The organism is Haloactinomyces albus (genome assembly GCF_031458135.1).
GTDB classification, from domain to species: domain Bacteria; phylum Actinomycetota; class Actinomycetes; order Mycobacteriales; family Pseudonocardiaceae; genus Haloactinomyces; species Haloactinomyces albus.
In genome coordinates this window covers 3,902,147-3,928,374 of the sequence record NZ_JAVDXW010000001.1, presented here as the reverse complement: position 1 = coordinate 3,928,374, position 26,228 = coordinate 3,902,147, and the positions used below count along the sequence as shown (strand labels likewise).

Genomic DNA, 26,228 nt, shown 5'->3' with positions numbered 1-26,228 from the left:
CCCGGGATGGTTCATAGAATGGCCTGGTGGGTTTCGTTGTACCGAACTGTTCGGCCTTGATCACAGACGGTGGTCTGGCGACTGAGCTCGAGGCACGGGGACATGACCTCTCGGACCCTTTGTGGTCGGCACGGTTGCTGGTAGAAGACCCGTCCGAGATCACAGCTGCTCATCGGGCGTTCTTCCGCGCCGGGGCCGACATCGCGACGACGGCGAGTTATCAAGCCTCGTTCGACGGGTTCGCGGCGCGTGGGATCGGGCGGCAGGAAGCTGCCCGCTTGCTGCGGCGCAGTGTCGAACTGGCACAGACCGCCCGCGCCGAGATGGCCGACGACGGGCGCAAGCGATGGGTGGCCGCCTCAATCGGCCCATACGGCGCGGCCCTGGCCGACGGGTCGGAGTACCGGGGCCGTTACGGAGTGAGCGTGGCCGAACTGGCAGCGTGGCACCGTCCCCGTCTGGACGTGCTGGCCGAAGCCGGCCCGGATGTGCTGGCCCTGGAAACGGTGCCGGACACCGACGAGGCCGAAGCACTGAGGACCGCGATCGCCGGGTGCGGCATCCCGGCCTGGCTGACCTACAACCTCGACGGGAACCACACACGCGCCGGACAATCCATGGCCGAGGCGTTCGCGATCGCCGCCGAGACCCCGGAGATCGTAGCGGTAGGCGTGAACTGCTGCTCCCCGGACGACGTACCCGCGGCGATCACCGTGGCCGGTGAGACCACCGGGAAACCCGTGATCGCCTACCCGAACAGCGGCGAAGGCTGGAATGCACAGCAACGGACATGGGTGGGACCGTCGCGCTACTCCGGCGAACAAGCACGGCAATGGATCACCGAGGGCGCACACATCATCGGCGGATGCTGCCGAGTGAGCCCCACCGACATCGCCGAGATCGCGCAAGCCGCGCACGGCGCGGATCAGTGACCGTATCCCGCGCTGGTCAAGATGCCACCGAGTTGCCCGGCCGCCTCACCGACCGATGGTGTTGCCCGCGTGGTGCCAAGCCGGTCGATCACGCCCAACAGCGTGGTCACGGTGCGGGTGGAACCGATCTCATCGACGTAGGGCAGGACACGCTGGACTGTTCGGTCGGCGCCACGCCAGGCCGCCACGCGGACCTGCACATCGAGCAGCGCGGCAAGATGGTGGTAGCGGCGCCGCACTTCATGATCGAGCGTCACCTCGATGGAGGCCTGAAAAGCATCAACCGCCGAGCCCCAGTCTGCCGAATCCACACGAATCATGGCCTCATGCCAAGCCAGCTCCTGCTCATTGATCCACCACGCCCATGCCAGATCGTCGCCGCACACTCCATCCAGATACAGCAACCGGGCCCGACGGAACATGCGCTCGGCTGCGGTCTCGTCGCCGGCCAGCGCCAAAGCGCGGGCTTCGCGGGTACGAAAGAGCGTTTCCAGCCGAGGTGAAAGCTTGTTCGTCTCCAGCATCATGCGGGCAATGCGCAGGGCTTCGACCGGACGACCGAGGTGCCCGGCGTGCATGGACATGTTCTGCAGGATCAACAGTTGCAGGGCGAGCCCCGAGGAATGGTCACCACCGACCCGGGTATCGAGGTCGATCAACTCGCGGATGCGACTGTGCAGGGTTTCGACGTAGACGCTGTCCAGTCGGACAGGGGGTGCGGGAGGGCCGACCAAACCGACATCGTCGGTCGCCGACGTCGAAGGTGCGGGATGTCCGTTCGTGGTCAGCCGCTCAGCGCGTGCTCGGGCCACCGCGAGCCGAGTTTGTTGCTCCCGCTGCTCATAGGCATGTTTGGACGCCACGAGGTCGTGGAAGGCGGCCAGCAGCGCACCGCCTGCTCCAACTGCCTCGTCGCAGGCTCGCCAGAATCGCTCGTCGGCGCGGGCGCGGCCCTTCTCGATATGGGTAACCGTCGTGCGGTCGCAGAACGCGGCCTTGGCCAACTGGCCTTGGGTGAGATCAGCGGCCTGGCGGAAGGCTGCGAGCTGTGCTCCCAAAGTGCGACGAGTCTCCGCGATGGTCTCCGGTTCGCGAACCATGTCGATCACTCTTCCGAGTGTCCCTGTGCAGGCCGGACAGCGGCGCCGAGCCCGAGTCGGTGTGCTCGGCCGATCCGCTGCGGTCTCGGCGAGTGGCCGTGCTGGCCGCGCTCGGCTGGTGTGCCCGCGCGCCCGGAAAGATAACCAGCATCAGCACGGCGGCGCCGACCAGGATGGCGGCCCCGGTCGCAAAGGCCGCCGCATAGCCGGCGGTCAACACGTCCGGGTGGGTGCTGCCGTGAATGTGGGCGGCGGCCACCGCCGACAGCACCGACAGCGACAGCGCGCCGCCGATCTGGCGGGAGGTGTTGACCAGCCCGGAAACCAACCCTGTTTCTCCTGGTGCGGCGCCCGAGGTGGCGACCGTGGCCACGGGTGTGGCGGTCAGCCCGGCGCCGAGTGCCATGAGGATGCCGGGCCCGAGGATCGTGCCGAGATAGGTCCCGTCCGCGGTCATGGTGCTTTGCCAGACCATGCCGACCGCGCCGATCAGTGCCCCTGTGATGGCCAGGGTCTTGGCGCCCAGCAGGCGCATCAAGCGGGGTGCGACCTGCGCGCCGAGGATGATGCCCATCGAGTGCGGCAGGAAGGACAGCCCGGTCCGCAGTGGTGTGTAGCCGAGCACGTGCTGCATGTAGAGCGTGAGGAAGAACCACATGCAGAACATGACCCCGCCCGAGGCCAACATCGCAGCGTTGGCCGCGGCCACCGAGCGCAGTCGAAACACGTGCAACGGCATCAACGGCTCCCGCAAGCGGGCTTCGACGACGACGAAGACGGCCAGCACCACCAGCCCGACGCCCAGCGGAAACAGCGCGCCGAAGGCCGTCCACCCTGCGGACTCGGTCTGCACGATGCCGTAGGCCAGTAGCGCCAAGCCCGCACTGACCAGCATCGCGCCGGGCAGATCCAGCCGCTTGCGTACCTGGTCACGACGCTCGGCCAACCACAGCACCGCACCGGCCATGGTCAACGCCCCGACCGGAACGTTGATCAGCAGCACCCAGCGCCAGGACAGGAATTCGGTGAGCACACCACCGACGAGGCTGCCCGCCGCGCCACCACCGGCGCCGACCGCAGTCCACACGGCGATCGCGCGGGTGCGAGTCGACTCGTCGGCAAACGAGCCGGTGATGAGAGTGAGGGTGGCCGGGGCCAGCACGGCCGCACCGACCCCTTGGATCGCGCGAGCGGTGATGAGCTGCCACGGCGCCATCGCCACCCCACCGGCCAGGCTGGCCACGGTGAACACACCGATCCCGGCGACGAAGGTGCGTTTACGGCCGAACACATCGGCGGCCCGACCGCCCAGCAACATGAAACCGGCGAAGGCGATCACATACGCATTGACCACCCACTGCATCCCCGCCTGACTCAAACCGAGACCGGAACGCATGGCAGGCAGCGCCACGTTGACCACCGACACATCGAGAACCACCAAGAACTGGCCCAGGCAGGCGATCGCCATCACCAACCAGGGCGGCGGACTCGATGCGCTGCGATCGACCTGCCTCCGATCGACAACCGACGGATCCATACGTTCCTCTCCTCTGCCCGGCACCCGCCCCGCTCTCGGCGCGCACGAACGGGATTGTTCACCTTGGAGTGCGCTCGAGGTCAATCCGCAGGCATTCGGTCATGGCTCGACACCGACCATGCCGCCACACCCGGGCAACAAGCGCTCACCATCGACACGGAAACCGGATCAGCACGCATCCTCACCGAACTGGCCCAGCTCGACGACACCGGCCCCGACCGTCTCCTGCTGTCCAACGCCGCGGACTTCGACCGCGTGGACGCGGTCCGCGCCGAGTCCGACGCCATCCTCATCGGCGCCGCAACACTGCGCGCCGACAACCCCCGTCTGCTGGTCAACAGCGCCGAACGACGCGCACACCGGGTCTCGCGTGGTCTGCCCGAGTACCCGCTCAAAGTGACCCTGACCGCCAGCGGCAACCTCGACCCAGAGGCGAAGTTCTGGCACCACGGAGACCGCAAACTCGTCTACACCACCGATGCCGGGGCCATCAAACTCCGCGAGCAACTGGGCGAGCTGGCCGACATCGTGGCTCTGGGCACCGACATCGACTTCGGCCGCCTGCTCGATGACCTCGGCGAGCGAGGCGTAGCGCGCCTGATGGTCGAAGGCGGCGGACACATCCACACCGCGCTGCTGTCCCACGGGCTCGCCGACGAGATCCAGCTGGCCATCGCCCCCACCCTCGTCGGCGCCACCCAGGCACCGAAGTTCCTGCATCCCGCCCCCTACCCCGGCTCCCCCACCCGGCGCATGACCCTGGTCGAGACCCGCACCATCGGTGATGTCGCGCTCCTGCGCTACCTGCCCAAAGGAGGACAGCACAGCATGAGCACCACAGCAGCCACCCCGCAGGACCACGCGTGGATGAAGCGCGCCATCGCACTGTCCCGACAGTGCCCGCCCAGCGACAGCGCCTACTCCGTGGGAGCCGTCCTCGTCGATCAGCACGGAGCAGAACTCTCCCGCGGATACTCCCGCGAAACGGACCCCAAGGTCCACGCCGAAGAAGCAAAAGCCGACAACGCCCACCTTCGCTTCTGCGGCTCCCGCTCCGGTAGCTCAAGTGGTGGCCCGAAACGGCAACAAGACATACCAGGATCTCCAAAAACACCGGGGCAACTCAGACTGCACTCGCATTCACCGCCGGATTGCGCACGGTCACCTCACTCAGGGCAGCGCTGATGTCCCGGCTGGTCAGGTCGGGAAGCAGACGCAGCGAGCGGTCGCTGATGCGCTGACGCGGGTCGATGATCTCCGGCAGGGACGCCTGCAGGGTCCGATTGACCGCGCTGCCGGCCCGGGGCCACCACCGGAACTCCCGCTGTCGGTTTCGGTTTCCGGTAGCAGTACCCCGTATACGGAATTTCAGACCCAGCTCGTGGACATCCCATAGCGGTAGTTTGTTGGATCAAGGTGGTTGGTAGAGATGGAGGCCGTGGCCTGCGCTGACCGTGTCGATGAGGGCTTGGAGCTCATGGGGTGGGGGCTGTGTCGACCAGGCGTGCCACCAGCGTTGTAGTGCGATCGCGGGGTCAGCCAGCTGCGTACGGCGCGGATTGTGCGGGGCCAGCTGATCTGTTGGGGCTTTCGGCGGCCGGATGCTGCCCCCCTCTCTCTCCGGACTCGTCGGCCGGTGCTGATTCCGGCTGACTGCGCGGGGTGTGTTCGTCGAACCAGGTCTGCCAGCAGAAGGAGAAAGCACAGCGGACCAGGCACTGGTGGCGGCGGATCGCGATGTCGCAAGCGGGCCTGGAAGTCAGCCCAGCCCAGCTCGTCCTTGGTTTGTTTGTAGCCTTGTTCGACCCAGTGGCGAATGCCGTACAGCTCGACGATCTCGGCCGGCTCCGCCGCCGGATGCGGGCTGTCGGCCGCACGGGCTGAGCCGGGCCGGGCCAGGTTGGTGGCCAGATACCAGGTGGCCTTGTCCGGCAGGGTGGCCGGATCACGGGTAGCCACCACCAGCCGCGTGGGCGCATTCGGACCCCACCCACCCAACGAGGCATCGGCAGCCCACCAGGTTTCGGCATGTCCATCCTGGAACGTGCGCGGTACTGACTTCCAATCCCCCGGGGCGATCCGGGCCGTTTCAGGGCGGCCTCGACGGGAGTGTGCGCCTCGGGCTCGGGGACCCAGACACGCGGCTGGGGCGCACAGCCAGCACCCACGGGAGGCCAGCGCAGCGCAGCTCGGCGCGGAAATCGTCCAGATCACCGTAGGCGCTCCTCGGCCACGGCCGCCCGGAATCCCACCCCGGCCCGGCTGGCCCGGCTGACCAGCTCCGCAGCGATGCGTGGTTTCGTCCGAAAGTGGGCATCATTCTTGCCACCGACAAGCCGACGCGCCGGGGTGTAGGGCACCGGCGTGCAACGGATAGGACATGCGCCGATCGGCCCACAACGTGGTCACGGTGACCACCCCGTTACCGGTCTTGCCCACCCGACCCAGCCACTGACGTCCGACACGCGCCGTTGCCGTGCCCTCCTTGCGATCGCCGCTGTCATCGACGACCAACACCCCACCCGCATGCGGTGCGGTGGCCTCCCCGGCCAGCAGCAGCTCCAACCGCCGGGCGTTGACCGCCCCGGGATCCCACACCGACTCACTCAGAAAGAACCGCAGCCGCTACACACCCGCCTGAACGGCCCCCACCACCGGCCCGGCCCCAGCCAGGCAGGTCATGGTCTTGTTGCGATCTCGCGGAGCCAACAACCCGGCCAGATACTCGCGAAACCCACGCCGCTGGGCCAACGCCGAAAACACATCATCGAACCGCGCCGCATACGCCTCCAACGGCCCCGGCGCCACCGGACACGCCACCCTCTTGGTCATCCCGGCCCCCTCCACCCAGAAACCCGAACACCAAGGGCCTACCCAGCAACAACCTTGATCCAACAAACTACCGATATCAAGGAATTCGTGAACAAGAAGATGATCCGCCTCGCTTAGCGCGGATTGGCTTGCTGATCACGTCCGGTCGGCCGGTCGGGTCTCCCAGCGATAGCGGGTGCGGGCTTTTCGGATCAATGCGGGAATTCCGCCCACGCTGGTTTGATCCTGGTGCGGGTGGGCGAGCACGATCTCGCGTGTTGCAAGCCTCGCCCGGCCGGGAGAGTCGACGCGGTATCGACACTCCCGACCAGGCTGGACTGTGGACGTTCTGCCAGGCCCGCACACCGGCCGATCGAGGTGCTGTGATGCGGCCACAAAGGCCACATCGCATCACATGCCGAGCAACGCTCTGGCCGCATTTGCCTGCGAACCGAAAACCGACCACACCTCGCACGGCGATCGGAATGCAAGCCATATACCCGATCACAGCGGCACCGAAGTACTCCGATGGTCACGACGAGAAAACCCGGCGGGCTCAACAACAGCCGGTCGGAGTCAGCGGGGCGCTGCGGAACTGCTCCGTCGGGGGCGGACGGTTACGCGTTCAGATCGGTCTCGCGAGGTTCCTTGACCATCGTCACGGCGGTGATCGAGATGACGCAGAGACCCATCACGTACATGCCCACGGAAAGGGCGCTGCCTGTGGCCTGAACGAGAGCCTCCGCGATCGTGGGTGCGAAGGCTCCCCCGAGGATGGCGCCCAACGCGTAACCGATCGAAACACCGGAGTAGCGCACCTTGGCCGGAAATATCTCGGCGTACATCGCCGACATCGGCCCGTAGGAGAGCCCGATTCCGAACGAGAGCGCGATCACGGCGAGCGCGAACAGGATGCCGTTGGCCGTCCCCATCAGCAGGAACATCGGAATCATCCACGCGAAAAGCGCGGCGTAGCCGATCTGGAAGGTGCGGACGCGCCCGATCCGGTCGGAAATCGCACCGCCGTAGACGGTGAAGAACAGCCAACCGACAGCACCGGCGATTGTCGCCAGCAGGACGGTCGACTGGGCCATCCCGAGGGTCTTGCCGTAGCCGATGAAGTAGGCGATCAGCAGGTAGCCCGCGGCGTTGTTGGCGACGAAGATCAGTGCGGTCAGCACGACATTGCGGCTGTTGCTGCGGAACAGCTCGCGCAGCGGAGCAGCCGAGTGAGCCTTGCGCTGGAGCATCTCCTTGAAGACCGGGCTCTCCTCAACAATGCGCCGGACGATGTAGCCGCCGATGATGAGCACCACGGAGAACAGGAACGGAATTCGCCAGCCCCACGTGAGGAATTGCTCCTCGGTGGTGAAGGAGCTGATCAGCCACAGGACCCCGGTCGCCATGATCAAGCCGAGCGGGACGCCGGTTTGCGGGAAGGAACCGAAGTACCCGCGTTTGCGAAGCGGCGCGTGCTCGACGGCCATCAGTGCCGCACCGCCCCACTCACCGCCTGCCGAGAAACCCTGCACGATGCGCAGGACGACCAGGAGGATCGGCGCCGCGGCCCCGATCTGGGCGTAGGTGGGCAACAACCCGGTCAAGGCGGTGGCCACACCCATCATCACCAGCGTGATCACGAGCATCGCTTTCCGCCCGAGACGGTCGCCGAAGCGACCGGCGATCACGGCGCCCAGGGGCCGGAACAGGAAGCTGATACCGATCGTCGCCAGCGACACCAATTCGGCGACGCCGGGGGCCTCCGCGCTCAGGGGCGCGAAGAAGTGGGGCGCGAACACCAGACTCGCGGCCTGGGCGTAGATGAAGAAGTCGTACCACTCGATGGTGGTACCGGCCAGCGTGCTGGCCAGTAACCGCTTTTCCCCGCGGGTCCGGGTGGCACCCGTGCTGTGAACACGCTGCTCTACGGAGTCCGACATGTGAACCTCGCTGTTCGGTCGTCCTTGGGTGGGTGGTACGTGCGACTAGTCGGAACGGGTCGCGCGATCGAGAGCCACGAGGGCTGATTCGTAGGGCATACCGGTGGCGTGCTCCAAGCCGAGCTCGCACGGCCGGTTCCCGCTCAGGTGCAGATCCGCATCCGCCTCCCGAACCTCCGCGGACTCCCGCCGGGTGGCTCCCTCGGTGACCTCGCGGTGCAAGAACCCGCGGTCGCCGGCGAAGCCGCAGCAGGTCGCTTCCAGGGGTTCGACGACCTCGTCGGAGATGGCGGCGGTCAGTGTGCTCAAATCGGCGCTGAGCCCGAGCTGCTGCATGGCACAGGTGGGGTGCAGCACCGCCCGCTCGACTCGGCGTCGCACGCTCAGCCGGGGCAGCAACTCCGAGCGGGCCCAGCTCAGCGCGTCGACAACGGTGAGAGCCGCGTGCCGTTCCCGGTTGACGCCGGTAAGGACCGGCGGAATGTCGTTCAGGACACCCAGCGTGCAGGATGCGGCGTCCACGACGACCGGCAGCCGCCCGCCGTCCGACCACTCCCATATCCGCTCGAGCAGATCGTTGGCCGCATGCCTGTGGGCGTCGGTGAACCCTTTGCTGTGCCACACGGTCGAGCAGCACGAGCCCGCGACGTCAGGTGGTAGCCATAGCTGCAGGCCCGCGCGCTCCGCCAGTGACAGCACGGCTCGAGTCACGGTGGTGTCGTCCCGGTCCCGCGGCGTGCCGAAGATGCGGTTCACGCAGGCGGTGAAGTAGACCGCCGCGGCATCGTCGGGCCGGGGTCCGCTACCGCGGACCGGCTTGGCCGGGCCCGGCGTCTCGGGTAGCCACTCCGGCACCAGGTCGTTCCCGCCCAGTCGGCGGGCGAACCGGGTGATCAGTTGGAGCGGCCGGTCACCGACGGTGCGCGATACCAGCCGGGCCGCTCCCAACAAAATCCGTGTGCAGGCCTCGACGGCGGTCCAGCGGCGGGCGAGTGCCAGCGCGACTCGCTCGGCGGTGGGAGTGTTGCGCGCCGCCCGGTACTTCTTCATCGCCTTCCCGGTGTCGATGCCCACTGGACACGCCACCGCGCAGGAGCTGTCACCGGCACAGGTGTCGACGGCGGCGTAGTCGTGCTCCTGGCGCAGCCCGCCGTCGTCCGTCCCGCGCCGGGCGATCTCCCGGCCGAGAACGATGCGCTGTCGAGGAGTGGTGGTGACGTCCCCGCTCGGGCAGACCGGCTCGCAGAACCCGCACTCGATGCAGTCGTCGACGACCGGATCGATGCTCGGGATGGTCTTGAGGTCACGGACGTGGGCCAGCGGGTCGTCGGTGAAGATGACGCCGTCGCCGAGGATGCCTGCCGGATCGACCGCGTCTTTGATCCGGCGCATGTACTCCAGAAGACGGGTGCCCCACTCGCGCCGCACGTAGGGCGCCATGTTGCGGCCGGTGCCGTGCTCGCCCTTGAGTGACCCGTCGAAGCGGTCGAGAACCAGGTCGACGATCTCGTCGAGACACCGCCGGTAGCGTTCCACGTCCTCCGCAGCGGCCGGATCGAACACCATGGAGAAGTGAAGATTGCCTGCGGCAGCGTGGCCTGCGACGGAGCTGTCGAAGCCGTGACGCTGCAGTGCTTCGCTGATCGCGACGATCGCCTCTGCGACCCTGCGGGGGGCGACGCACACATCCTCGCCGAGCAGGATCGTTCCTGACGGGCGATTCGCGCCCAGGGCGGTGAGCAGGCCTTTTCGGACGGCCCAGTACCCGTGGGCGACCTCGGGGTCGCGGGTGAACGTTCCCCGGCAACCGGGGACCCCGCTCAGCAGCTCGTTGGCCGCTTTCTCGAACACCTCCAGATCGGTTTCGTCCGAGGCGCGGCACTCCACCAGCAGCGCGGCGTCGTCCTCGCCGATCTCCTCCATCCATGCCGGTGCACCCTCGATCGTGCGGGTGCACCGGATCGACAGGTTGTCCATCAGTTCGACCGCTCGTGCACCGAGATCGACCAGCGCGGGCACCGCGCCCGCGGCCGAAGCGAGGTCCGGGAATCGCAGGAACGCCGTCGCCTGCATCCGTCCCCTCGGCACGGTTCGCATCACGATCTCGTCGAGGAATCCGAGCGTGCCCTGGGATCCGACGAGCAGTCCGCGCAGGATCCGGGACGGCCGGTCCTCGTCGAGGAAGGCGTCGAGCCGGTAGCCGTTGGTGTTCTTGATCGCGAACTTGCTGCGGACACGATCGGCAAGCTCCGTGTCGGCACGCAGTTCGTCCCGAATCGTGCACAGCTCGGCGACGAGCTCCGGCTCGGCGGCCGCCAGCCGGTCGTCGGCGTCGGGCGCGGCGGTGTCGACGACGGTGCCGGTGGGCAGGACCGCCCGTACCGACTCGACGGTCCGGTAGGAGTTGTCGGTGATCCCACACGCCGCCCCACTGGCGTTGTTGGCGACGACACCGCCGATGCACGCGGCCACCGCGCTGGACGGGTCGGGCCCGAGGATCCGGTCGTGCCGGAACAGCCGCACATTGGCCCGGGCGAGCACCACGCCGGGGCCTGCGCGGACGATGCGGGCCTCGTCCTCGACCGAGACGTGCTCGAAGTTGCGGCGGACGTCGAGCAGGATGTCCTCGCCCTGAGCCTGGCCGTTGAGACTGGTGCCTGCCGCGCGGAGAACCACCCGCCTGCCGTGCTCGGAAGCAAAGCGGAACACTGCGGCCACGTCGTCGCTGTCCCGGGGCATCGCCACGGCACGCGGCATCAGGCGGTACGGACTCGCGTCGGAGGCGTAGCGGGCCAGATCGGTCTGCGAGGTCAGGACCTGTCCGTCACCGAGCACATGGGTGAGGGGCTCCGCCCGGCGTGTGGGGGGCGGAGCCGGATGTATCAACATCGGGCTCCCTGGCTCAAATTGCTTGTGTGGCCGGTACGCCTGGGCGTATCCGGATATCGGTGGCGCACTCCGCGGGTAAGAGCCGAGAAGGTAGGCGGCAAAGATCACGAGTGCGCTGGAACACCATTACTGTGCTGGCCGACCGGATCGCCGAACAATGTCGCTGCCGCCATCAGGAGCCATCGGATAATGTCGAACTCGACATTGAGCTGCGGACGCAGGAGACCGGATGTCGTCGATCACACTGACCGAGCTGGTCACGGCGTTGCGCCCGGATGTCGTGCAACATGTCGCGGGATCACCACAGACGGCGGTGCACTCCGTTGAACTGTTCGACATCGACGAGCAGGTTTCGGCTCCCCCGTGCGCCCTGCTGCTCGCGGTCGGGCTCGACGTGCGGTCCCCGGCCCGCGTGGACCGAGCTCTGGCCATGGCCGCGGAGAGCGCGGGTGTTCTCACCGTCCGAGCCGACACCGGCGGTCATGCCGCGTTCTTGCGATCCGCGGCGGTCGCGTCGGGCGCGGCCGTGCTGACCGTCGACCCGGCGATGCCGTGGACCCGGCTGTTCGGGCTCGTGTCGACGCTGGTGGCCACCGGGGTCGACGCGGAGCGCGCAGCGGAGGGGGTGACGGCAGGCGGTGACCTGTTCGCACTGGCGAACTCGGTGGCCGCGATGATCGGCGGAGCGGTCGCGATCTTCGACACGGACCGCACCATCGTCGCGTACTCCAGCCACCCCGAACAGCCGATCGACGAGCTGCGGCGGTTGGGCATCCTCGCCCGTCAGGTGCCCGACGATCAAGTGCCGGATCACCTGGCCGAGGGGCTGTGGCACAGCGACACGGTGCAAGTCGTCCGTCGACCGGGCCACCTGCCCCGGGCGGCGATCGTGATCCGGGCCGGGGACCTGGTGCTCGGGTCGCTGTGGGCACTGTTTGCCGACGAGGAGGCGATAGCCGGGACCGAATCCGTTCTTGTCCCGGCCGCACGCTCGGCGGCACTGCACATGCTCACCGCCCGACGCCAGTCCGACGCCGATCAGGAGGGCCGCAACGGCGTGCTGCGCGCCGCACTGGACCGGACCGGCGGCGCAACGCACCCGCTGCCGTGTCCCGGGACGCTGGTCTGCCTGGCCGAGTCCGGCCGCGATGTCGGCCCGCACGAGGTCCGGGCCAACCTGCTGGGCGTGCTGGACGCACTCGGTCCGGTCGCCCGCGCCCTCGGCCACGAGCCGTCGATGGCGCTTGTCGGTGACGCGGTGTTCATGCACCTACCGCACCTCGCTCGGGCGGTGCGGCTCTCATCGCTGCTGGATCACCTGACAACGCGGGCCACCCGGGTGTCGGCCGCCCCGCTCGTCGTGGTCGTCGGCGATACCGTCCGCAGGCCGGACGACCTGCCCGAGTATCGGGACGACCTGGAGGCAGCGGTACGCCGACTGCGGGAAAGTGGGGCTGCGCCGGGCAGGTACTCGCTGGCGGACCTGCGGGTCGACCTCGTCCGGCAACGACTCGTCGACACTGTGCGTACCGAGCCGCGGCTCCGGTCCGGCCTGGGCGCTCGGATTGCTCGACACGACCGCGAAAACGGTTCCGACCACGCCCGGACCCTGCTCTCCTTCCTGCGGCACTTCGGGGATGTGCGAGCGGTGGCCGAGGAGCTGGTCGTGCACCAGAACACCGTCCGGCAGCGGATCCGCACGGCCACCCGGACCTTCGATCTCGACCTCGGTTCGTCGGCGCAGCGCCTGGTGCTGGAGCTGGAGCTGAAGGCCGAGGAGAACGAGGACGGGTGACCACTCGGTGATTGACGACTCGATCCGCCGAATCCTCTCCCCGCAGGATCGCTGCCACGCAGCAGAAGGACGCCCCACACCGAGTCACAACCCCGAACGGGAGAAGCATCAAGCCAGGAGAATGGCAGCATCCACTGCCATCACCATGTGGCTGCATTTCATGCCTGCTACTATTGAGGCTTGACCGGCAAGCTCACCATCCGTGATGTCGACGAGAGTGACCTGGACATTCTCAAAGTAGCCGCACGGAACCAGGGCACGTCGCTGAACCGCTACGTCACCGCGCTCCTGCACGAACAGGCGCAGCGCGAACACCACCGCGCGCTCTTCGCCCGGATCGCCGCGCAGGAACCCGACATGCCGCCTGTCGACTCCGTCGCCGAGGTCCGCGCGATGCGAGACGAGCAGGACGTCGGCGATGCCGCCTACGCCGCGGCCGCTGAACACCTCCAGGTACCACTGCTAACCAGTGACCAGGTGCTGGCCAAGCATCCGGACCTCCAGTGCGCCATCATCACCCCACGGGAGTAAGACGGGAATATCGATCCAACGGCTCCGTCCACGGTTTCGTGTCCTCTGCGGCCGGCGCTTGCGGTTCAGGAACGAGAGACGAGCCAGTTGAGATCTGCCAGCACAGTCGACCAGGCTGAGCTGAATGGGTCGATGATCTCGAAGTGGCCTGCGTTCGAGAGCACATCGAGTCGCACCGGGGTTCCTGCCTCTTCGAGCATGCGCTGATGAACGGTGCTGTACCCGAACGGCACTCGATGGTCGAGCTTGCCGTGCACGAGTGCGGTGGCTGCCGGACCTGCTCCGATTCGGCCGGGGTCGATCCGGTCGAGGTTGTCCTCCTCGGCGAGCAGTTCGGCTGCGGCGTTTTCCCCGATGCCATCGGCCAGTGCGGAGGCGATGCTGGTCACCGCTGCGAGTGCGAGTATGCCGTCCGCCTGCACCGGGTTCGGGGTGTGCCAAGGCGACGATGCGGTCAGCAAGTGGCGCGCCGACGCCCACAACGCGAGATGGCCACCGGCCGAGTGACCGGCCAGGATCACGGGCTTGTCGGCGGGCAGGCCACACGCAGAGCGTGCGATCTCCGGCAACTCGTCGATGGCCAGCGCGATGTCGTCGAATGTTTGCGGGTTGCCGCCCGCCCCACCGATCCTGCGGTATTCCACGTTGACAGCGACGTATCCCGTCCGGGCCAACGCGTGTACGAACGGGTCGGTGTAGTGCCGGTCGTGGGCCTCGCGCCAGAACCCGCCATGCAGGAACAGAACCACGGCGAACGGCTCCGAATCGGGCAGCCAGACATCGGCGACCTGTTGCTCGTGCGTGCCGTAGCGCAGAGTGTGCCGAGGTTCGGGCACCCGGTGAGTGAGCAGTTCTTGCGGGGTACTCATGGCCTCCACCTGCGGTGCCGGGTTCCTTGCTCGCCCTCACGTGCCAATTGGAGTCGCGGCCGGGGGCCATCGGTGCGCCCGGTTGGCGGTTTCCGGCTTCCGGCGGCGAACTGGTTCGGCCACTCCACTCCCGTGTACCCCTGTTCAGCCGCCGCGTGCAATGTCCACTGCGGATCGTACAGGTGCGGCCGTCCGAGGGCGACGAGGTCGGCGCGGCCTGCCAGCAGCACCGAATTGACATCGTCGTACGACGAGATCGCGCCGACTGCGATCACGGTGGTGCCGTACTTCTCCCCGATCTCGTTGCGGATGCGGTCCGCGAAGGGGGTCTGGTAGCTGCGACCGAAATCCGGCTTCTCGGATTTGACGACTTGCCCGGTGGAGACGTGGATGACGTCGACACCGTGCTCGGCGAACGCTCGCGAGATCTCCACCGCGTCGTCGAGGTCATTGCCCCCCGGAGCCCAGTCGGTGGCCGAGATACGTATCGACAGCGGCCGCTGGGGCGGCCACACCTCGCGGATCGCATCGAAAACCCGAAGCGGGAAGCGCAGCCGGTTCTCCGGCGTCCCTCCGTACTTGTCGGTGCGCCGGTTGGACAGTGGTGAGAGGAAGGACGAGAGGAGGTAGCCGTGTGCGCAGTGCAGCTCGAACAAGTCGAATCCGGCTCGGTCCGCGGCACGCGCTGCTTCGACGAACTGCGCCACGATCGCGTCGAGGTCGGTCTCGGTCAGCTCGCGCGGAGTCTGGTTGTCCGCGGTGTAGGGGATCGGGGAAGGAGCCACGACCTCCCAGTTGTCGCCCTCGAGCGGCTGGTCGATGCCCTCCCACATGAGTTTCGTCGATCCCTTCCTCCCCGAGTGACCGACCTGCACCCCGATCTTGGCCGTACTCCGTGCGTGCACGAAATCGACGACCCGCTTCCAGGATTCCTCCTGCTCGGGGGTGTAAAGACCGGTGCAACCGGGGGTGATGCGTCCTTCCGGCGACACGCAGACCATCTCGGTCATGACCATGCCGGCACCGCCGAGGGCCTTGCTGCCGAGGTGTACCAGGTGAAAATCGCCGGGCACGCCGTCGACCGCGGAGTACATGTCCATGGGAGGGACCACCACGCGGTTCTTCAGGTGCAACTGCCCGATTCGGTACGGCTGAAACATCGGGGGACACGTCGCTGACCCGGTGGAAGCGTTCCCGCGCCGTGCCTCCTGCTCGGCGAACCGGGCATCCAGCGATTCGACGAATTCCGGGTCGCGTAGCCGTAAGTTGTCATGGGTGATCCGGCGGCTTCGGGTGAGGATGTTGAAGGCGAACTTGGCGGGCTCCTGGTGCACGTACTGGGCGATGTTTTCGAACCACTCCAGGCTTGCCTGCGCCGCACGCTGGGTGGAGAGCACCACGGGCCTGCGTTCGGACTCGTACGCTTCGAGCGCCGTCTCCGGCTCCGCGTGTTCGTGCAGGCAGGCTGCCAGCGCCAGCGCATCCTCCATCGCCAGTTTGGTTCCCGAGCCGATCGAGAAGTGTGCCGTGTGCGCGGCATCTCCCAACAGCACGATGTTCCCGTTTCGCCAGGTCTCGTTGCGGACGGTGATGAAATTCGCCCACTTCGAATTGTTCACGAAGATCCGGTGGCCACCCACGACGTCACCGAGCAACTCCTGAATCCGCTCGACGGAACGGACGTCGTTCTGCCCGGGCGCGAGACTCGCCGGAGCGAGCTCCCCGAAGCCGGCACGCTCCCACACATCATCGTGCATCTCCACGAGGAAGGTACTGCCCTCGTCGCCGTATGGATAGCCGTGTACCTGCATGACACCGTACGGAGTCTCCCGGATGTGGAACTCGAAGGCTTCGAAGACCTTGTCCGTGCCGAGCCACATGTACTTGCTGTGCCGACGCTCCAGGGAAGCCCCGAACACATCCGTGAACCTGCTGCGGACTCCCGAGTTGGCCCCATCCGCCGCGAGAACCAGATCGTACTCCGCGCTCAGCTCTTCGACATCCGGAGCTTCCGTACCGAATTGCAGCCGCACATCGAGCTCACGGCAACGTTCTTGCAGGATCAGCAGCAGTTTCTTGCGGCTGATGGCGGCGAACCCCTGTCCGCCGGAGGTGTGTGTGGCCCCGCGGAAATGAATGTCGATGTCATCCCACTTCGCGAAAATCTCCTGCATTCTCGAGTGGATTTCGGCATCGGCGTGTTCGATGCCTCCGAGCGTCTCGTCGCTGAACACCACGCCGAACCCGAACGTGTCCTCGGCGGCGTTGCGCTCCCAGGCGGTCACCTCGTGTCGCGGGTCGAGTTGCTTGACCAGCGCCGAGAAGTACAGCCCACCGGGCCCGCCGCCGACTACTGCTATCCGCATCTTGCCCTCCACGTGGTCCTGCTCAACACAGAATATTCCTGTTACATGACGGACGTCAATAATACGATATATAACACTGTATACCAGTAGGCCGATCCAAATGAGAGCGACACGGCTACGTGGGCACGACTAATATGTTGGATTGTTTGTCGAAGTTACGGGTGCTAGATATAGTGGACGGGCTCTCGATGCTCCGAAGCTCCAAAGCATCCGACAAAGGAGGCAGCGTGGACGCCGACCAAATCACCCTCGGCCCTCTCCCCGAGGGCATCACCCTTGCCGGTGAGGGTATGAACAGCAAGGTGTGGAACGTCCTCGGGCACACCTACTACATGAAATCGAGCAGCGAAAGCAGCTTCGCTTTCGAGACGGTCGACCCGCCGGGAACCGGTGTTCCGCCTCATGTGCACACCACTCAGGACGAGCACATCTACGTGCTGGAGGGAGTGTTCACGCTCTACCTCGACGGCCAGTGGGAGACCGCAGGCCCGGGCGATACGGTACGGATGCCGATGGGGCTGCCGCACGCCTACTACAACCGAAGTGAGGACTTCTGCCGCGCTTTGTTCTGGGTCAGTCCAGCAGGACGGTTGGCGGAACTGTTCGACCAGCTGCACAATCTCGAAGACCCGGAGGAAGTTGTTCGCCGATCGGCACTGCGAGACGTCGACTTCCTGCCTGCGGGTTCGGTAGCGGGAGCCTGACTCCTGTGGACAACGGCCCGGTGTGATACGGCGACCGCGCCGGGCCGTTCCCGGTATCAGACCCTTTGTCGATGCCGTTGCAGACGGGCTGCTGTGCGTTCGGGATTGATAAGCGCCACTGACGCCACGCCGGTGATGAGGAGCAACACGCCGGTCAGGGTGAACGCATCGGTAAGGCCGGAGGCCAGGCCTGCGCGCGCAGCGTCACCTGCACGCTCAACAAAGTAGCCCACGACAGTGGGGGATACCACCCCACCGATCGAAGCCAATCCCACAAGTGTCGACACGACAACCGCACGCTGGCTTGGATTGACCGCATAGCCGACCGCTGTCGGCGCCATCGGAAAGACGAGAAACGCCCCCCAGCCCACCGTGAACAGCACAATCGCGAGCGCACCCGAGGTGTGCACCATAAGCAGCATGCAGGTACCGGAGAGGACCAGGGCCAGCCCGAACAGGCCTGCCACGCCCCATCGTGCGCTTCCGCCGGATCGCATGAACCGCTGTCCGAGGCCTCCAAGGACTATCAACAGTACCGTGCCGAACAGCCAGGGAAGTGCGAAGATCAGCCCGACCTTCGATTCACCGATCTCGAGCACTCCGCCGATGTAGCGTGGCCCCCACGTCGTGAGCACCGCCTGGCTCCAGAAGCACGCAAAACCTGCTGCCACGGCGGCAATCCACATCGTGGAGGTAAGTACCTTCCGTACTGACACGAGTTCGAGCTTTTCGGTGCTGGAGGGCGACACTGATGCGCCGTCCTCGGTTCGTTCGCCGGACTGATACGGACCGTCCCGCCCCACAGCGAGCCACGCGATGGCCCACAGGAGACTGGCGATTCCGAGCAGCCCGAACGCCCAGCGCCACCCGAGCGCGGGCGAGTCGATCACCAGGGACAGCAGTGGTGCGGCGACCACTGCTCCGAGTGTGGCACCAATCGCGATGACATTGCTCGGCAGCGACCGGTCCTCGGCGGGAAACCAATTCTGCGTGGCGTGCAACGCGATCGGCAGTGCCGGCCCTTCACCGGCGCCGAGGATGATCCGGCACACGAGTAGAACGGCTGCTCCGCCACCGAAGAAGATCGGGAACTGCACGAGCGCCCACACCAGGGCCATCACCGCGATCAGCTTGCGGGAGGACACCCGGCTCGAGAGCACACCGACGACGATGGCGCTCAGACTGAACAGGAAGAAGAAGCTGCTGCCGATAAATCCGAATTGGACAGGCGAGATGCCCAGTTCCGCCATCGCAGGCTTCGCGACCAGTCCGAGTACGGCCTTTTCCCCGAAGTTGATGATCATGAAAGCCCCGAGCAGGGCGGTGACGAGCCACGCCTTACGTCGTGTGGGGGGCGAATACTCCTGTTGCACAGAGACCGATGTGCGTGCGGTAGGCAGGTTCATGGTCGCTCATTTCGTCCTGGTCCGTGGGTGTACCGAGAACGCATCGAGATCGGTGGCCACACGCACGTCGCCGTCGAAGAGCTCGCGCGCGGCGCCCACGAGGCGGTCGGCGTCAACAGCGTCGACGTGGCTCGGCACGATGTGACTGAGGACGAGTTCACCGACGTCGGCCTTCGCCGCGATGCCACCGACTTCCGTGTGGGTCGTGTGCGATTCGCGCAGGTGTACCTCGATGCCATCGCGCGTCGGTCCCGGGGGAAGCGTGGCCAGCATGGCATCGATGTCGATGACCTCGTGCACGAGCAGTTCTGCTCCACTGGCGAGACGAACGAGATTTTCCGAAACCGCCGTATCACCGCTGATCATCACCGACCCGTACTCGGTGTCGAACCGGAATCCGTACGACGGATAGCACAGCCTGTGGTTGACGAGCGTGGCCCGGACCCTTACCCGGTTATCGGTGTAGATTTCGAACGGATCCATCGGAGGATGCCGATTCTCGACCGGATCGGCGGGAATCGCTTCGGGCAACCGGATGTCATGGGCGTGGATCCAGTCTTCAGGTGCCGCACGCCCTTCGTCGCCGATACGCACGATGACATCCGGTCCGTAGACGCTTTGCAGCAGCGATCCGACGACGTCCTCGGTGCCGCAGAGCGGCCGGTTGGCGCAGGCCTTGTGCAATTGCTCGGCATGCGAGTGATCCTCAGCCGGGATCTTCTCGGGAGCACCCGGCCCGATCACGTTGATTGGCTGCGCAAAGGATTCACCCGGAACCTGCCATCCTGTGACGAGGTAGGCACCGAGATCGTAGATGTGGTCGGAATGCAGATGCGTGAGGAACACCGCTTGCAGCTGCTCCCACGCGGCGGCGCTGCGATAGTTGCGGATCGATCCCATTCCACAGTCGACGACGTAGGTTGCTCCGTCGACGCGGATCAATGTGCCGATGCCAGCCCGACCGCGAGCGACCACCGGGCCACCCCCCGTACCGAGTGCAACGACATCGAGGCCCCTACGACAGCCCATCGTCAGTTCTCCTCTGTGCCGACGGAATATTGAAAGCCTTCCCGGGAGAGCCCCTCGTCCGGCTGCCGACCCTTTCCCATGAGCGCAGCTCGAGTCGCCTCCGGCCAGGGCACCGATCCGCTCGAATTCGTTCCCGTGTGCACGATCGTCATCTCTCCCTCGGCGGCGCAGCCCAGGGGTCCGTGAACCCGGAAATGGTAGGTAAGCGATGATCGGCCGACTTGCGCCACCGCGAGTTCCACCTCGACGCGGTCGCCGAACCACAGCCGTGAGCGGTAGTCCACCTGGTAGCGCACACGCGGGGTATGCCCGAACTGGTCCGCCAGTCCCAACCCGTCCAGCAGTGCCGCTTCGGCCTCCTCGGCCCAGCGCATGACGACCGAATGGTGCTGGTGTCCGGATGCGTCGGTGTCGGGCCACTGCACACGGCGCGTGATCGTCGCCGCGGTGGGGCGATGTCCGTGTCCGCTCATCGCGCTGCTGCCTGGTGATCGCGCAACTTGTGCCGCTGCAGCTTCCCGGTCGCCGTGCGCGGCAGGGCGTCCCGGAATTCGACACTGCGGGGATACTTGTACGGGGCGAGAGTCCGTTTGACGTGATCCTGGAGCTCGCCCACCTTTGTTCCGTCGTCGACGATACCGGGGCGCAGCACTACCACAGCGTGTACGACCGCACCTCGCACCGGGTCCGGGAGGCCGACGACCGCGCACTCGACGACATCCGGGTGTTGTTCGAGCGCTTGTTCCACCTCGGGGCCCGCGATGTTGTACCCGGCGGAGACGATCATGTCGTCGCTTCGTGCCTGGTACCAGAAATAGCCGTCGGCGTCACGAATGTAGGTGTCGCCGGTGATGTTCCATCCGTGCTGCACGTACTGAGCCTGACGTTCGTCGGCCAGGTACCGGCATCCGGTCGGCCCGATCACCGCAAGGCGACCCGGGGTTCCGTCCGGGGCCGGATGCCCGTCCTCGTCCAGGACCGCGACTCGGTAACCGGGCACAGCGCGACCGGTTGCGCCCGGTCGGATGTCCTCGCCGGCGGCCGAGAGGAACACGTGCATCATCTCCGTCGCGCCGATGCCGTCGATGATCCGGATCCCCGTCTTCTCGTCCATCTCGTGCCATACGGACTCGGGGAGATGCTCGCCCGCGGACACGCAGTGACGCAGTCCCTTGAGCAGGTCGGCCTGTCCTGTGCGCAGCAACGCGCGGTAAGCAGTGGGGGCGGTGAACAGGACGGTAACTCCGTGTTCGTGCACGGCTGTTGCCAACTCGTCCGTCGTCGACTGCTCCATCAACAGCGTGGAAGCGCCCGCCCGCAGGGGAAAGATCACCAGTCCGCCGAGGCCAAATGTGAATGCCAGCGGTGGTGTCCCGGCGAAGACGTCGTCGGGCGTCGGCTGCAGTACGTGTTTGGCGAAGGTGTCGGCCACAGCCAGCACATCGCGATGGAACTGCATGGTCGCCTTGGGTGAGCCCGTCGTCCCCGAAGTCGGCGCCAGCATTGCCACGTCGTCGGCAGCGGTGTCCACGTTGGCGAACTCGCCGGGCTTTTCCACGGCGCGGGCCACCAGGTCAGCTGTTCCGCCTCCCCCGTAAAGAAGAGTGGTGACGTCGTCGGCGACGGATCCGGTCGCCTCGACAAGTTCGTCGGCGATTCGGTGATCGCACAGCGCGAACCTCGCCTTGGTGAGCTCGATCAGCTCGCGCAGTTCCCCGCTGCGCAGCAACGGCATCGTCGTGACCACGACACCGCCTGCCTTGAGTACACCGAACCAGCAGGCGACCAGCCAGGGATTGTTCGGGCCGCGCAGCAGAACTCGCTGACCGGGAATCAGACCGAGATCCTCGGTGAGCACGTGCGCCACTTGGTTGGCGTGCTGCAACAGCTTTCCATAGCTCCACCGCTCATTGCCCGATACCAGACACGGTCGATCAGGATCCGACGACCGGACCACATCGTCCAGCAGTGCCGCGGCGCAGTTCAGCCGCTCCGGATAGTGCAGCTCTGGCAGGGTGAACTCGAACTCCGGCCACATGGTCGAGGGCGGCAGATTGTCTCGACAGAACGTGTCGAGATGCGCGGACGGTGACAGCGACATGGCTGGCCTTCCCACGAGCGAATGTGATGTCCGCCACTATATGTCTACTCTGTTACGCTCGTCAATATATAGGAATACTTCTACGTTGCTATGTGAGCACCCGGTCGAGCCAGAGATGGCATGAAACCATGGAAGTTCTATGGTGTTGTTATGACGACAGAGAAATATGCTGCCGAGAGGGAGAGCGCTCGCGAACCCCAGCCTCGGCAACTGATCGTGACGATCTTCGCTCTCTACGCCCGGGGAGAGCACAACTGGTTGTCGGTGGCCTCGGTGGTCCAGTTGATGGCCGATCTCGGCGTGGAAAGCCCGGCTGTTCGCTCGTCCATTTCCAGGCTCAAACGCAAGGGCACCCTGGTGGCCGATCGGCGCGCCGGCACGGCCGGGTATTCGCTGTCCGAATCCACCCTGGAAATGCTCGCCGAGGGCGATGTCCGCATTTTCGACCGTAGACGTGCCGACATCGATGACGGCTGGCTGCTCGTCGTGTTCTCCATTCCCGAGTCCGAACGCGACAAGCGCCATGCGCTCCGCACCACCTTGACCCGACTCGGGTTCGGCACCGCAGCCCCCGGCGTCTGGGTGGCTCCCGGCAACCTCGCTCGCGAGGCACGGGAAACGTTGACTCGCCGCGGAATGACCGGCTACGTCGATATGTTCCACGCCGAGCACCTGGCTTTCGGCGACCTACGATCGAAAGTGCGATCGTGGTGGGACCTCGACGAGTTGACCGAACTGTACTCCGATTTCCTGCACCGATATCGACCGGTGCTGGAGCACGCCGCGTCGTCCACGCTGACACCACGGGAGGCGTTCAACGAATACGTGCCGATGCTCACCGAATGGCGACGGCTGCCGTATCTGGACCCGGGACTGCCGCTGCAGCTACTTCCGCCGGGCTGGAACGGTGTCACGGCAGGCGAACTGTTCGACCAGCTCAACACCGCTCTCAGCGGGCCTGCCCGCGAGCACGCGCGAGCGATCATCCATCCGTGAGACTCACAGCCCATCGGCCGGAACACAGGCGATGCCCTGGACCTCGACCAGGGCCTCGGCATCCCAGAGCCGTGCGACGCCGACCCCCGCCATCGCCGGGTAGGACTTACCGATGAGACGCTTCCACACCGCGCCGATCTCGCGCGCACGGGCTTGGTAATCGTCCATGTCGACGATGTAGATGGTCAGGCTGACCAGATCCTGCGGGGTTCCCCCTGCCGACCGCAGCGCCGTCAGCAAATTGCTCAACGCCTGATCGAACTGCTCCACCACGGTATCGCCGACGATCACGCCATCTGTATCCAGTGCCGTCTGCCCGGCCAGGTGGACAGTCGCGCCGCCCGTGGTCCGCACGGCATGGGAGAAGCCGGACGGCCTGCCGAGTTCCAGCGGATTGATGCATCGCGTTCGCGGGTTTTCGGTTTCGGTATTCATGATTGCACTGCTCCTCCGTCGACGTTGATGCCTTGCCCGGTGACCGCGCCGTTGACCACACAGAAATGCACGGCCTCGGCAACCTCGGCCGTATCGATGAGACGCCCCACGGGTTGCCTGCGCACCAGTGCCTGTCTCGCCTCGTCAACAGTGCGGTCGGAGCGCCGGCTGATGGCAAGCACCGTCCGGTCGGTCATGGGAGTGTCCACATAGCCGGGGCACACCGCGTTGACGGTGACCCCGTGGCCGGCGACCTCCGCGGCAGCGGAGCGCACCAATCCCAGCACGCCGTGCTTGCTGGCGGTGTACGCGCTTACCGTCGCCTCTCCCCGTTTGGCGACCACCGAGGCGATGACCACGATCCGTCCCCACCCTGCCTCGAGCATCGTCGGCAATGCCCGCCGCACACAGCGGAACGGGGCAGTCAGATTCAGGTCCATCATGTGCTGCCACTCCTCGTCGGTTGTTTCGACCAGAGGTGACGCCGCACCGGACCCGGCGTTGGAGACCACTACCTCCACCGGCCCCCAACGGGTCTCGACTTCGCCAAACATCCGCTCGATCTCGTCGGTGTCGGTGACGTCCGCGGCGATGGCCATCGTCTCGCCATCGGGGTTCTGCTTGCCGATGGCGCTTTTGACCTCGTCCACCGACTCCTGTGTCCGTGCCACCAGGGCGACCCGACAACCCTCGGCAACCAGACGTTCGGCCACCGCGCGGCCGATCCCTCGACTGGCGCCGGTGACGAGACACACGCGTCCCGGAGTGCTCATCGTCCCGTCCAATGCGGCTTGCGCTTCTCGTTGAAGGAAGCGTGGAACTCGGCGTGGTCATCGGTGGTCATCAGCAGTGCCTGAGTCATCGCATCGAGCTCCGTCGCACTGCCGAGCGACATGTCCAGCTCACGCGTGATCAGCGACTTCGTCTGCGCATATGCCAGAGTCGGCCCGTCCGCGAGCCGTCGGGCCAGCCGCTCGACCGCCTCATTCAAATTCTCGTCGGGCACGAGTTCGCTGACGAGCCCGTAGTTGTCCGCGGTCGCCGCATCAATGGTGTCGCCGAGCATCAGAAGTTGCGTTGCACGACCGGCACCGACCACCCGCGGCAGCAAATACGCCGCGCCCATGTCGCCACCGGAGAGGCCGACCTTGGTGAACAGGAAGGCGAACCGGCCGGACTCGGCCACGACCCGGAAGTCGGAGGCCAGCGCGATGACCGAGCCCGCGCCGGCGGCGACGCCCTGAATACCGGAGATGATCGGGATGGGACACTCGCGCATCGCCCGGATCACCTCGCCGGTCATCTTGGTGAACGCCATGAGATCGCGAGCATCCATCTTGATCAGCTCACCGATGATTTCGTTGACGTCGCCGCCGGCGCAGAAAGCCTCGCCCTCGCCACGGATCACCAGCACCCTGGTGTCTTCCCGCGACGGCAACTCGTGCAGGAGGTCCCGCAGGTCCGCGTAGCTTTCGAAGGTCAGTGGATTGAATTTCTCCGGACGATTGAACGTTACCGTGGCGACGCCGTCGGCGACGGTGAAATCGAAGTGCTTCCACTCGTCGGTGAGCCGAGCGGAGGCACGAAACGGGCTGGCGGACATGAATTCCTCCTGAGCAGCTCAGCGAGTGAGCGAGCGGCCGATGATCGTGCGCTGAATCTCCGAGGCTCCTTCGTAGATGCGCGGTGCGCGGACATCGCGGTAGAGATGTTCGAGCGGATGGCCGTGCTGCAGGGCCCGTGCCCCGACCAGCTGTACGGCGGTGTCGACCACGAACTGCGCGGCCTCGGTGGCTTCGAGCTTGGCCATGGCAGACCGTCTGGTGATCTCGGTCGGTTCGGCCTCCGCGTCATAAGCGGAGGCAGCAGAGTAGACGAGCAAGCGGGCGGCTTCGAGCCGGGTGGCCATGTCGGCCAGTTTGTGCGACACCGCCTGCTGATCGCTGAGCACACCACCGAACGCCTGCCGGGAAGTGGTGTGCGCGATCGCCGTGTCCAGGGCGGACTGGGCCATGCCGAGAGCGAAGGCGCCGACGCTGGGGCGAAAAAGGTCGAGCGTGCGCATGGCGACCTCGAACCCGGCATCGACCTCGCCGAGCACATCCTCGGGTCCGACCCGGACGCCGTCGAAGTGCAGTCGCCCGATCGGATGCGGTGAGATCATGTCGAGGTGCTCGCCGCTCAGTCCGGAGCTGCTACCGGATACCACGAACGCGGTCACCCCACGAGCGCGTGCGTTCGGAGTGGTGCGGGCGAAGACGCTGTACACATCCGCGTCGGGGGCGTTCGAAATCCACAGCTTCTCGCCGTGCAGCCGCCAGCCGTCACCGTCCGGTTCAGCCCGTAGCGACAATGCTCCCGCATCGGAACCGGCTTCGGATTCGGAAAGCGCGAACGCCGCGACAGCCTCTCCCGAGAGGACGTGCGGTCGCCATCGTTTCGCCGCCTCCCGCGTGCCGGAAAGCAGGATCGGATAACTGCCCAGTCCCTGCAATGCCAGGGCCGTTTCCGCCTCGGTGCTCACCGTCGCGAGCGTCTCGCGCAGCAAGCACAGGTCCATCGCCGCAGCACTGCGGGAGTCGTCCGCACCGCTGTACAACCGCGCCAGCAAGCTCTGCTTACCCATGGCCCGGACGAGATCCCTGTTGACGCGGCCCGGCGTTCCCGTCCCAACGAGTCCAAGCAGCTCAGACTCCGCAATCTCACGGACCAGGCGGACGAACTCCTGCTGCTGCACGCTCAAGGCAAACGCTGACATCCCGCTACCTTTCCGGATGGCGACGCAAC

General features: G+C 66.2%; 20 protein-coding genes and 1 pseudogene. 6 read left to right on the top strand and 15 right to left on the bottom strand.

The features are described from left to right. Positions 1 to 26: 26 nt before the first annotated feature. Positions 27 to 932 carry a homocysteine S-methyltransferase gene (mmuM, locus tag JOF55_RS18730; protein WP_310275987.1) on the top strand — a complete coding sequence of 302 codons (906 nt, stop codon included), beginning with the start codon at positions 27 to 29 and terminating at the stop codon, positions 930 to 932. Here the strand turns inward: mmuM and JOF55_RS18725 are convergent. After that, positions 926 to 2,032 carry a helix-turn-helix domain-containing protein gene (locus JOF55_RS18725; protein WP_310278454.1) on the bottom strand — a complete coding sequence of 369 codons (1,107 nt, stop codon included), beginning with the start codon at positions 2,030 to 2,032 and terminating at the stop codon, positions 926 to 928. The genes mmuM and JOF55_RS18725 overlap by 7 nt on opposite strands. Next, a complete protein-coding gene (locus JOF55_RS18720; protein ID WP_310275985.1) occupies positions 1,953 to 3,569 on the bottom strand; it encodes an MFS transporter in 1,617 nt (538 codons plus the stop codon). Before JOF55_RS18720 ends, JOF55_RS18725 begins: the two co-directional genes overlap by 80 nt. Before the next feature lie 63 nt (positions 3,570 to 3,632). On the opposite strand from JOF55_RS18720, the gene JOF55_RS18715 reads away from it, so the two are divergent. After that, entirely contained in the window at positions 3,633 to 4,754 is a 1,122-nt protein-coding gene (locus JOF55_RS18715) for a dihydrofolate reductase family protein (protein WP_310275984.1), read from the top strand. A 290-nt stretch (positions 4,755 to 5,044) separates the two neighbouring features. On the opposite strand, the pseudogene JOF55_RS24705 reads toward JOF55_RS18715, so the two are convergent. The 3 genes and pseudogenes from JOF55_RS24705 to JOF55_RS18695 all read right to left on the bottom strand — a co-directional run bounded on the left by JOF55_RS24705 (position 5,045) and on the right by JOF55_RS18695 (position 11,209). Further along, positions 5,045 to 6,401 (bottom strand): annotated as a pseudogene (locus tag JOF55_RS24705) (IS701 family transposase). Positions 6,402 to 6,997: 596 nt separating this feature from the next. Then, complete coding sequence (locus JOF55_RS18700; RefSeq protein WP_310275980.1) at positions 6,998 to 8,320, bottom strand: MFS transporter; 1,323 nt, start codon at positions 8,318 to 8,320, stop codon at positions 6,998 to 7,000. Between the two features lie 45 nt (positions 8,321 to 8,365). After that, on the bottom strand, positions 8,366 to 11,209 hold the full coding sequence (locus JOF55_RS18695; protein WP_310275978.1) for an FAD-binding and (Fe-S)-binding domain-containing protein: 2,844 nt from the start codon (positions 11,207 to 11,209) through the stop codon (positions 8,366 to 8,368). A 229-nt stretch (positions 11,210 to 11,438) separates the two neighbouring features. On the opposite strand from JOF55_RS18695, the gene JOF55_RS18690 reads away from it, so the two are divergent. Beyond that, positions 11,439 to 13,004: a PucR family transcriptional regulator gene (locus tag JOF55_RS18690; protein WP_310275976.1), complete on the top strand. Its 1,566-nt coding sequence runs from the start codon at positions 11,439 to 11,441 to the stop codon at positions 13,002 to 13,004. Positions 13,005 to 13,184: 180 nt separating this feature from the next. Beyond that, complete coding sequence (locus JOF55_RS18685) at positions 13,185 to 13,535, top strand: hypothetical protein (protein ID WP_310275975.1); 351 nt, start codon at positions 13,185 to 13,187, stop codon at positions 13,533 to 13,535. Positions 13,536 to 13,600: 65 nt separating this feature from the next. Here the strand turns inward: JOF55_RS18685 and JOF55_RS18680 are convergent, their stop codons facing one another. Both JOF55_RS18680 and JOF55_RS18675 read right to left on the bottom strand, forming a co-directional pair. Beyond that, on the bottom strand, positions 13,601 to 14,404 hold the full coding sequence (locus tag JOF55_RS18680) for an alpha/beta hydrolase family protein (RefSeq protein WP_310275973.1): 804 nt from the start codon (positions 14,402 to 14,404) through the stop codon (positions 13,601 to 13,603). Then, the gene (locus tag JOF55_RS18675; protein ID WP_310275971.1) at positions 14,401 to 16,770 is read right to left on the bottom strand and encodes a bifunctional salicylyl-CoA 5-hydroxylase/oxidoreductase; all 2,370 of its coding nucleotides are present in this window, start codon (positions 16,768 to 16,770) and stop codon (positions 14,401 to 14,403) included. Before JOF55_RS18675 ends, JOF55_RS18680 begins: the two co-directional genes overlap by 4 nt. A 290-nt stretch (positions 16,771 to 17,060) precedes the next feature. Here JOF55_RS18675 and JOF55_RS18670 point away from each other — a divergent pair, with 290 nt between their 5' ends. Further along, positions 17,061 to 17,474, top strand: a complete 414-nt coding sequence (locus JOF55_RS18670; RefSeq protein WP_374727555.1) for a cupin domain-containing protein — start codon at positions 17,061 to 17,063, stop codon at positions 17,472 to 17,474. A gap of 56 nt (positions 17,475 to 17,530) precedes the next feature. Here JOF55_RS18670 and JOF55_RS18665 read toward each other — a convergent pair whose 3' ends face one another. The 4 genes from JOF55_RS18665 to JOF55_RS18650 all read right to left on the bottom strand — a co-directional run bounded on the left by JOF55_RS18665 (position 17,531) and on the right by JOF55_RS18650 (position 22,010). Further along, positions 17,531 to 18,880, bottom strand: coding sequence for an MFS transporter (locus JOF55_RS18665; protein ID WP_310275967.1), 1,350 nt, complete (start codon positions 18,878 to 18,880; stop codon positions 17,531 to 17,533). Between the two features lie 6 nt (positions 18,881 to 18,886). Next, positions 18,887 to 19,822: an MBL fold metallo-hydrolase gene (locus JOF55_RS18660; RefSeq protein WP_310275965.1), complete on the bottom strand. Its 936-nt coding sequence runs from the start codon at positions 19,820 to 19,822 to the stop codon at positions 18,887 to 18,889. Between the two features lie 89 nt (positions 19,823 to 19,911). Continuing rightward, entirely contained in the window at positions 19,912 to 20,382 is a 471-nt protein-coding gene (locus JOF55_RS18655) for an acyl-CoA thioesterase (protein ID WP_310275963.1), read from the bottom strand. Then, a complete protein-coding gene (locus tag JOF55_RS18650; RefSeq protein ID WP_310275961.1) occupies positions 20,379 to 22,010 on the bottom strand; it encodes an AMP-binding protein in 1,632 nt (543 codons plus the stop codon). The genes JOF55_RS18655 and JOF55_RS18650 overlap by 4 nt, the downstream gene beginning before the upstream one ends. Positions 22,011 to 22,160: 150 nt before the next feature. Between JOF55_RS18650 and JOF55_RS18645 the strand changes: the two genes are divergently transcribed. Next, entirely contained in the window at positions 22,161 to 23,006 is an 846-nt protein-coding gene (locus JOF55_RS18645) for a PaaX family transcriptional regulator (RefSeq protein ID WP_310275960.1), read from the top strand. 3 nt (positions 23,007 to 23,009) lie between these two features. On the opposite strand, the gene JOF55_RS18640 is transcribed toward JOF55_RS18645, so the two are convergent. Genes JOF55_RS18640 through JOF55_RS18625 form a run of 4 tightly spaced genes read right to left on the bottom strand, consistent with a single transcriptional unit; the run spans position 23,010 to position 26,199 of the window. Then, positions 23,010 to 23,441: a RidA family protein gene (locus JOF55_RS18640; RefSeq protein WP_310275958.1), complete on the bottom strand. Its 432-nt coding sequence runs from the start codon at positions 23,439 to 23,441 to the stop codon at positions 23,010 to 23,012. Next, positions 23,438 to 24,214 carry an SDR family NAD(P)-dependent oxidoreductase gene (locus JOF55_RS18635; RefSeq protein ID WP_310275956.1) on the bottom strand — a complete coding sequence of 259 codons (777 nt, stop codon included), beginning with the start codon at positions 24,212 to 24,214 and terminating at the stop codon, positions 23,438 to 23,440. The genes JOF55_RS18640 and JOF55_RS18635 overlap by 4 nt, the downstream gene beginning before the upstream one ends. Then, positions 24,211 to 25,044 (bottom strand): enoyl-CoA hydratase family protein, encoded by an 834-nt coding sequence (locus tag JOF55_RS18630; protein ID WP_310275954.1) that lies wholly within the window; start codon positions 25,042 to 25,044, stop codon positions 24,211 to 24,213. The genes JOF55_RS18635 and JOF55_RS18630 overlap by 4 nt, the downstream gene beginning before the upstream one ends. 18 nt (positions 25,045 to 25,062) lie before the next feature. Beyond that, the gene (locus JOF55_RS18625) at positions 25,063 to 26,199 is read right to left on the bottom strand and encodes an acyl-CoA dehydrogenase family protein (protein ID WP_310275953.1); all 1,137 of its coding nucleotides are present in this window, start codon (positions 26,197 to 26,199) and stop codon (positions 25,063 to 25,065) included. Positions 26,200 to 26,228: the final 29 nt, after the last annotated feature.